This window comes from Kitasatospora sp. NPDC047058, from assembly GCF_040643935.1.
GTDB lineage: Bacteria > Actinomycetota > Actinomycetes > Streptomycetales > Streptomycetaceae > Kitasatospora.
In genome coordinates this window covers 1-6,991 of sequence record NZ_JBEYVJ010000352.1, presented here as the reverse complement: position 1 = coordinate 6,991, position 6,991 = coordinate 1, and the positions used below count along the sequence as shown (strand labels likewise).

6 protein-coding genes, 1 pseudogene and 1 riboswitch are annotated in these 6,991 nt (G+C 72.9%); of the genes and pseudogenes, 1 reads left to right on the top strand and 6 read right to left on the bottom strand.

The window, feature by feature from the left end:
* Positions 1-66 precede the first annotated feature (66 nt).
* From ABZ885_RS32515 to ABZ885_RS32495, 5 genes are read right to left on the bottom strand one after another with little or no spacing between them, the layout of a single operon-like run.
* Positions 67-840, bottom strand: a complete 774-nt coding sequence (locus tag ABZ885_RS32515; protein ID WP_360196651.1) for an enoyl-CoA hydratase — start codon at positions 838-840, stop codon at positions 67-69.
* Positions 837-1,721 (bottom strand): 3-hydroxyisobutyrate dehydrogenase, encoded by an 885-nt coding sequence (gene mmsB / locus ABZ885_RS32510; RefSeq protein ID WP_360196648.1) that lies wholly within the window; start codon positions 1,719-1,721, stop codon positions 837-839. The genes ABZ885_RS32515 and mmsB overlap by 4 nt, the downstream gene beginning before the upstream one ends.
* Complete coding sequence (locus ABZ885_RS32505; protein ID WP_360196645.1) at positions 1,718-2,794, bottom strand: enoyl-CoA hydratase/isomerase family protein; 1,077 nt, start codon at positions 2,792-2,794, stop codon at positions 1,718-1,720. The genes mmsB and ABZ885_RS32505 overlap by 4 nt, the downstream gene beginning before the upstream one ends.
* Positions 2,794-3,942, bottom strand: coding sequence for an acyl-CoA dehydrogenase family protein (locus ABZ885_RS32500; RefSeq protein WP_360196642.1), 1,149 nt, complete (start codon positions 3,940-3,942; stop codon positions 2,794-2,796). The genes ABZ885_RS32505 and ABZ885_RS32500 overlap by 1 nt, the downstream gene beginning before the upstream one ends.
* Positions 3,939-5,438: a CoA-acylating methylmalonate-semialdehyde dehydrogenase gene (locus tag ABZ885_RS32495; RefSeq protein WP_360196639.1), complete on the bottom strand. Its 1,500-nt coding sequence runs from the start codon at positions 5,436-5,438 to the stop codon at positions 3,939-3,941. Before ABZ885_RS32495 ends, ABZ885_RS32500 begins: the two co-directional genes overlap by 4 nt.
* A gap of 205 nt (positions 5,439-5,643) precedes the next feature.
* Positions 5,644-5,835: riboswitch (cobalamin riboswitch) on the bottom strand.
* Positions 5,836-5,996: 161 nt separating this feature from the next.
* Between ABZ885_RS32495 and ABZ885_RS32490 the strand changes: the two genes are divergently transcribed.
* A complete protein-coding gene (locus ABZ885_RS32490) occupies positions 5,997-6,725 on the top strand; it encodes a hypothetical protein (RefSeq protein WP_360196637.1) in 729 nt (242 codons plus the stop codon).
* A gap of 109 nt (positions 6,726-6,834) precedes the next feature.
* Here the strand turns inward: ABZ885_RS32490 and ABZ885_RS32485 are convergent.
* Positions 6,835-6,991: pseudogene (locus ABZ885_RS32485) on the bottom strand (pirin family protein); the annotation flags it as partial.

The following is a 6,991-nucleotide window of genomic DNA, read 5'->3' as shown; positions in this document are numbered from 1 at the left end:
CGGGGGGGGGGGGGGGGGGCCCGGGGGCCCGGGCCGGGGGGCCCCCCCCCCCCACCGCGCGGGCCGTCAGCGGTTGCCGAACTGCGGCGGGCGCTTCTCGGCGAAGGCGGTCATGCCCTCCTTCTGGTCCGCCGTGGCGAAGGTGGCGTGGAAAAGCCGGCGCTCGAAACGGACGCCCTCCGCGAGGGTGGTCTCGTAGGAGCGGTTGACGCTCTCCTTGAGCATGACCGCCGCCGGGGCGGACATCGCGGCGACGGTCTCGGCGGTGGCGAGGGCCTCCGCCAACAACTGGTCCGCAGGGACGATGCGGGACACCAGGGCGGCCCGCTCGGCCTCCTCGGCGCCCATCATCCGGCCGGTCAGGCACAGCTCCATGGCCTTGGCCTTGCCCACGGCCCGGGTGAGCCGCTGCGAGCCGCCGATGCCCGGGATCACACCGAGCTTGATCTCCGGCTGCCCGAACTTCGCGGTGTCGGCCGCCAGCAGGATGTCGCACATCATCGCCAGCTCGCAGCCCCCGCCCAGCGCGTAGCCCGCCACCGCCGCCACGACCGGCTTGCGCAGGGCGGCGAAGCGGTCCCAGGCCGCGAACCAGTCGCCGAGGTAGGCGTCGACGAACTCCAGGGACTGCATCTCCTTGATGTCCGCACCGGCCGCGAACGCCTTCTCCGAGCCGGTGACCACCAGGCAGCCGATCTCCGGGTCCCGGTCGAACTCCGCGGCCGCCGCCACGACTTCGTTCATCAGCTCGGTGTTGAGCGCGTTGAGCGCCTTCGGCCGGTCGAGCGTGATCAGCCCCACCCGGCCCTTGCGCTCGGCGCGGATCGTCGCGTAGGTCATGCGGTGCCCTTCCGGAGGGTGGTGACGATGGCGGAGAAGTCCAGCCCGGCGCCCGCCCCTTCGGCGAACGCGGCGTACAACTCGGCTGCCCTGGCGCCCAGTTCGGCCGGGACGGCGGAGGCCGCAGCCGCGTCGGCCGCGAGTCCGAGGTCCTTGGCCATCAGGGCCGCGGCGAAGCCGCCCGCGTACGCGCGGTTGGCGGGGCTGGCCGGGACGGGCCCGGGGACGGGGCAGTTGCTGGTCAGTGCCCAGCACTGGCCGGACGCGGTGGAGGCCACCTCGAACAGCGCCTGGTGGCTGAGCCCGAGGCTCTCCCCGAGGACGAAGGCCTCGCTGACCGCGATCATCGAGACGCCGAGGATCATGTTGTTGCAGATCTTCGCCGCCTGCCCGGCGCCGGACGCCCCGCAGTGCACGACCCGGCGGCCCATCGCGGCCAGCACCGGTTCGGCCGCCGTGAAGTCGGCGTCGTCCGCGCCGACCATGAAGGTCAGGCTCGCGGCCTCGGCGCCGGGCACACCGCCGGAGACGGGCGCGTCGACGACCCGGTGCCCGGCCGTGCGGGCCAGGTCGGCGGCGATCCGGGCATCCCCGACGGCGATGGTGGAGCAGTCCACGAACAGCGCCCCGCGCGCGGCGGCGGTCAGGCCCGCGTAGGCGTCGAGCACATGCCGCCCGGTGGGCAGCATGGTGACGACCACCTCGGCCCCGGCCGCCGCCTGCTCCGCGGACGCGGCGACGGCGATCCCGTGCCCCGCCGCCCGTTCACGGGCGTCCGCCGCGAGGTCGAAGCCGGTCACCCGGTGGCCGGCCTTGACGAGATTGGCGGCCATCGGGCCGCCCATGTTGCCCAGTCCGATGAATCCGATGCTGTGGGTCACCAGCGCTCCAGGGATGTGGTGGTGGCGGCGAGGCCGAGCTCGCGCTCGCCGCGCGGGGCGAAGTACCGGGCCACGGCGGCGGGCTCGACGGCGCCCAGGGTGGCCGGGCTCCACCGCGGCGAGCGGTCCTTGTCGATCACCTGCGCCCGGATCCCCTCGGCGAGGTCCGGGGTGGAGAGCGCCGCACACGAGGTGCGGTACTCCTGGTCGAGCACGGCCTCCAACGGGCCGAGCGCGCGGGCCCGGCGCAGGGCCGTCAGCGTGGCCTTCACCGCGGTCGGGGAGTTGGCGGTGATCCGGTCGGCGGCCTTCTTCGCCTCGGGCTCCCCGCTGTCCCGCAGCCGGTCGAGGATCTCCTCCACGGTGCCGGCCGCGTAGCAGCTGTCGATCCACGCCCGCTGCCCGGCCAGCGCACCGGCCGGAGCGGGTCCGACGTGCCGTTCGAGGGCGTCGTGCACGGGCAGCCGGGCGAGGTCGTCGAGCAGCGCCGGCACTCGTTCGGAGGGCAGGAAGTGGTCGGCGAGCCCGCACAGCAGCGCGTCCGCGGCACCGGCCGATCCGGCGGTGAGGGCGAGGTGGGTGCCCAGCTCGCCCGGCGCCAGGGCGAGCAGGTACGTGCCGCCGACATCGGGCACGAAGCCGATCCCCGCCTCCGGCATGGCGATGCGCGTGGTCTCCGTGACGATCCGGACGCTGCCGTGGGCCGAGACGCCGACACCGCCGCCCATCACGATGCCGTTCATGACGGCCACGTACGGCTTGGAGTAGCGGGCGATCCGGGCGTTGAGGCGGTACTCGTCGCGCCAGAACTCCTCGACCGCGCCCGGGTCCCCGCCGGTGGCGGCGCGGTGGATGGCGACGATGTCGCCGCCGGCGCAGAAGGCGCGGTCCCCGGCCCCCGTGATGACGACGGACTCGACCCGGTCGTCCTGCTCCCAGGTGTCCAGGGCCTCCGCGATGCGCTGCACCATGGTGTGGGTGAGGGCGTTCAGGGCCGCGGGCCGGTTGAGGACGACGAAGCCGGCCCGGCCCTCGCGCCGGAGGACGACCTCCCCGGGGTCGTTGCCGGCCATCACGCGGCTCCGGTCAGGCCGCGGGCGACGATGACGCGCATGATCTCGTTGGTCCCTTCCAGGATCTGGTGCACCCGCAGGTCGCGGACGATCTTCTCGATGCCGTACTCGGCCAGGTAGCCGTAGCCGCCGTGCAGTTGGAGGGCCTGGTTGGCCACCTCGAAGCCGGTGTCGGTGGCGTAGCGCTTGGCCATCGCGCACAGCTGCGGCGCCCGGGGGTCGCCCCGGTCCAGGGCGGCGGCCGCCCGCCACAGCAGCGCCCGGGCCGCCTCCAGCTCCGTCGCCATGTCGGCCAGCCGGAACTGCAGGGCCTGGGCGTGCAGGAGGCGTGCGCCGAACGCCTCGCGGTCCGCGAGGTAGCCGGTGGCGCGTTCCAGCGCGGCCTGCGCGCCGCCGAGCGAGCAGGCGGCGATGCCGAGCCGGCCGCCGTTCAGCCCGCTCATGGCGATCCGGAAGCCCTCGCCCTCCGCGCCGAGCAGGCGGTCGGCGGGCAGGCGGACGCCGTCCAGCAGCACCTGCCGGGTGGGCTGGGCGTTCCAGCCCATCTTCTTCTCGTTCGGCCCGAAGGAGACGCCGGGGTCGTCGCGCTCGACGACGAAGGCGGAGACCCCGCCGGCCCCCGGTCCACCGGTGCGGGCCATCACCACGTAGATCCGGAAGTCACCCGCCCCGGAGATGAACTGCTTGACGCCGTCCAGCACCCAGTGGCCGCCGTCCCGGACGGCCCGGGTGGCGATCGCCGCCGCGTCGGAGCCGGCGCCGGGTTCGGTCAGGCAGTAGCTGCCCAGGTGCTCGGCCGTGCAGAGGCCGGGCAGCCAGCGCGAGCGCTGCCCGGCGCTGCCGTAGCGGTCGATCATCCAGCCGACCATGTTGTGGATGGACAGGTAGGCGGCGATCGACGGGCAGCCGGTCGCGAGCGCCTCGAAGGCCACCACCCCCTCCAGCCGGGAGAGTCCGGAGCCGCCGGCGTCCTCGCGCACGTAGACGCCGGCCAGGCCGACGCCCGCCGCCTTGCGCAGCACGTCCACGGGGAAGTGCTTGGCCTGGTCCCACTCGACGGCGTTCGGCGCCAGGTACTCGTCGGCGAAGGCCCGGGTCGTCTCCGCGATGGCCCGCTGGTCCTCGGTGAGATCGTGCACGGCGCTCATCCCATCGTCGGCATGGTGAAGCTCGCGCCCTCTTTGACCCCGGAAGGCCAGCGCGAGGTGACGGTGCGGGTGCGGGTGTAGAAGCGGATCGAGTCCGGGCCGTGCTGGTTGAGGTCGCCGAAGGCGGAGCGCTTCCAGCCGCCGAAGGTGTGGTAGGCGATCGGCACCGGGATGGGCACGTTGACGCCGACCATGCCGGTGTTGACCCGGCGGGCGAAGTCGCGGGCGGTGTCGCCGTCCCGGGTGTAGATGGCCACGCCGTTGCCGAACTCGTGCTCGCTGGGCAGCCGCAGCGCCTCCTCGTAGTCGGCGGCGCGGACGACCGTGAGGACCGGGCCGAAGATCTCCTCCCGGTGGATCCGCATGTCCGGGGTGACCCGGTCGAACAGCGAGGCGCCGAGGAAGTAGCCGTCCTCGTGCCCCTCCAGCCGGAAGTCCCGTCCGTCGACGACGAGTTCGGCGCCCTCCCGGACCCCGAGGTCCAGGTAGCCGCGGACCCGCTCCAGGGCGTCGCGGCCCACCAGCGGCCCGAAGTCCGCCGCGGGGTCGTCCGAGCGGCCGACCTTCAGTGCGGCGATCCGCTCGACCAGCTTCGCCACCAGGGCGTCCGCGGTCTCCTCCCCCACCGGGACGGCGACCGAGATGGCCATGCAGCGCTCGCCGGCCGAGCCGTAGCCGGCGCCGATCAGGGCGTCGGCGGCCTGGTCGAGGTCGGCGTCCGGCATCACGATCATGTGGTTCTTCGCGCCGCCGAAGCACTGCGCGCGCTTGCCGTGCGCGGCCGCGGTCGCATAGACGTACTGGGCGATCGGGGTCGAGCCGACGAAACCGAGCGCCTCCACCCGCGGGTCCTCCAGCAGCGTGTCGACGGCTTCCTTGTCCCCGTTGACGACGTTGAGGACGCCCGGCGGCAGTCCCGCCTCCAGGAAGAGCTCGGCCAGGCGCAGCGGCACCGAGGGATCGCGCTCGGAGGGCTTGAGGACGAAGGCGTTGCCGCAGGCCAGTGCGGGCGCGGCCTTCCAGAGCGGGATCATCGCGGGGAAGTTGAACGGCGTGATGCCCGCGACGACGCCGAGCGGCTGGCGCATCGAGTACACGTCGATGCCGGTGCCGGCGTTGTCGGTGAACTCGCCCTTCAGCAGATGCGGGATCCCGGCGGCGAACTCCACGACTTCCAGGCCGCGTTGGAGGTCGCCGTGGGCGTCGGCCACGGTCTTGCCGTGCTCGGCGGAGAGCAGCCGGGCGAGCTCCTCCTTCTCCTGCTCGACCAGTTGCAGGAAGCGCAGCAGCACCCGAGCCCGCCGCTGCGGGTTCCAGGCGGCCCACTCGGGCTGGGCCTGCGCGGCATCGGCGATCACCGCCTCGACCTCCGCCCGGTCGGCCAGCGGCACCCGGGCCTGCACCCGGCCGGTGTTGGGGTCGTACACGTCGCCGAAGCGGCCGGACGTCCCGGCGGTGCGCTTGCCGGCGACGAAGTGGGTCAGTTCACGGACCATCGGTTCCTTCTCTCATCGTGGATGGGGAGAGGAGGAATGGAGGCCGCCGCCGACGGGCGGGCGCGCGGTTGGTGCGGCCCGCGGCGTCACGGTGGCATGACGAACCGTCAGGAAAGGTGGGCCCCGGCGGTCGTCGGCACAGGACAGCCAGGAGCAGCGGAACGGGAGCAGCCCGGAGTCATGCGTGTCGTCTCCATCCTCGTGGAAAACACGGATCACCCGCGGCCGGTATCCTGACTCCCGGATCACCGCACGCCCTCAGGCCTTCCCGGCTGGCTGCCAGTGGCCGTCTCCTGCAAGGACGGACTCCCCGGTCACAGTGGCGGGACCGTGCCGGACTCACACCGGCTTCCCTGACACCGCGGACCTGTCGTCGACCATATAGTTGGACGTCCTAGTAAGTCCAGAGGTCTCGCTGGGCGCGTCGCGCTCCGCTGTACAGCAGTCACCGGTAGGAGTGACCACGCTCGGCAGGCCGTTCGAGCCCAGAACTTAAAGATCAAGCAAGACTCCGGCCGTCGACGGCTGCCGACGGAGTGCGGGCCCTAGCCTGGCGCCGTGACGAGTCGAAATCGAACCTCCCGTACCGGCGCGGCCGCCCTCGTGGCCGCCGGCCTCGTGGTCCTCACCGCCTGCGGCGGCGGCGGTGGCAGCAACAACAGCAACAGCAACAGCAACAGCAGTGACAGCAAGGCGAAACAGGTCGGCTGGTACCGCACGGTCGACGACCTCTGCGCGACGGTGGGCGACCCCGGCCTGCCCGGGCAGCTGAGGAGTTCCATACCGGTGACGAGCGAGGGGATCGCGGACGACCCGTCCAAGACGCTCAGCTGCAGCTACGTCGCCGGTCCGGCGACGGAGGACTGGCGGGTGACCATCGATGCGGTGGTCTTCGAGACGGCCCGCGGCTGCCACTGGCTGGAGGTCGAGGCGGACATCGCGAAGTCTCCGATCGGCGGGCCCAAGCCGACCGAGACGCGGAAGTTCGAGATGACCGACGGCGGGGGGCTCGGCCAGCAGGGCTACCGGTCGTCGGTCCGGCACCCGCTCACCGAGACCATCCCCGGGCCGGTCGACCAACTGAGCTTCAAGTCGGGTTTCTGCGACGGGAATCTGCGCCTGACGGTCGATGTCGACTACAGCGCGGGCTCGGGGATGTCCGCGGACTACCCGGGCGCGCTCGACAAGGCGGAGGAGGCGTCGCGGAAGAAGGCCGCCGAACTGCTCAAGCGGGCGCAGGAGAAGCTGTACGAGCGTGCGATGAGCCCACAGCCGACGGCTTCGTGACGGACGGGCTCCCCGGCTGGGGCCTGTTGCGACCGTGCTGGTCGCAGCCACTCGTCGATGGCTGCGACCAGCACTGTCGCTGCGTGGCGCACCGCCGGCCTTGCCCGCGTCAGCGGACGCGGCCGCGGGGCTTGAGGGGGACGGCAGGGAGTTCGGGGGCGGGCAGCCGGTCGCCGGCGTAGCCGTGGACGTCGCCGAAGCGGTTGGTGGTCATCCAGTCGGTGCGGGCCCGGGCGATGTCGTCGTTGGTGCGGCCGATGAAGTTC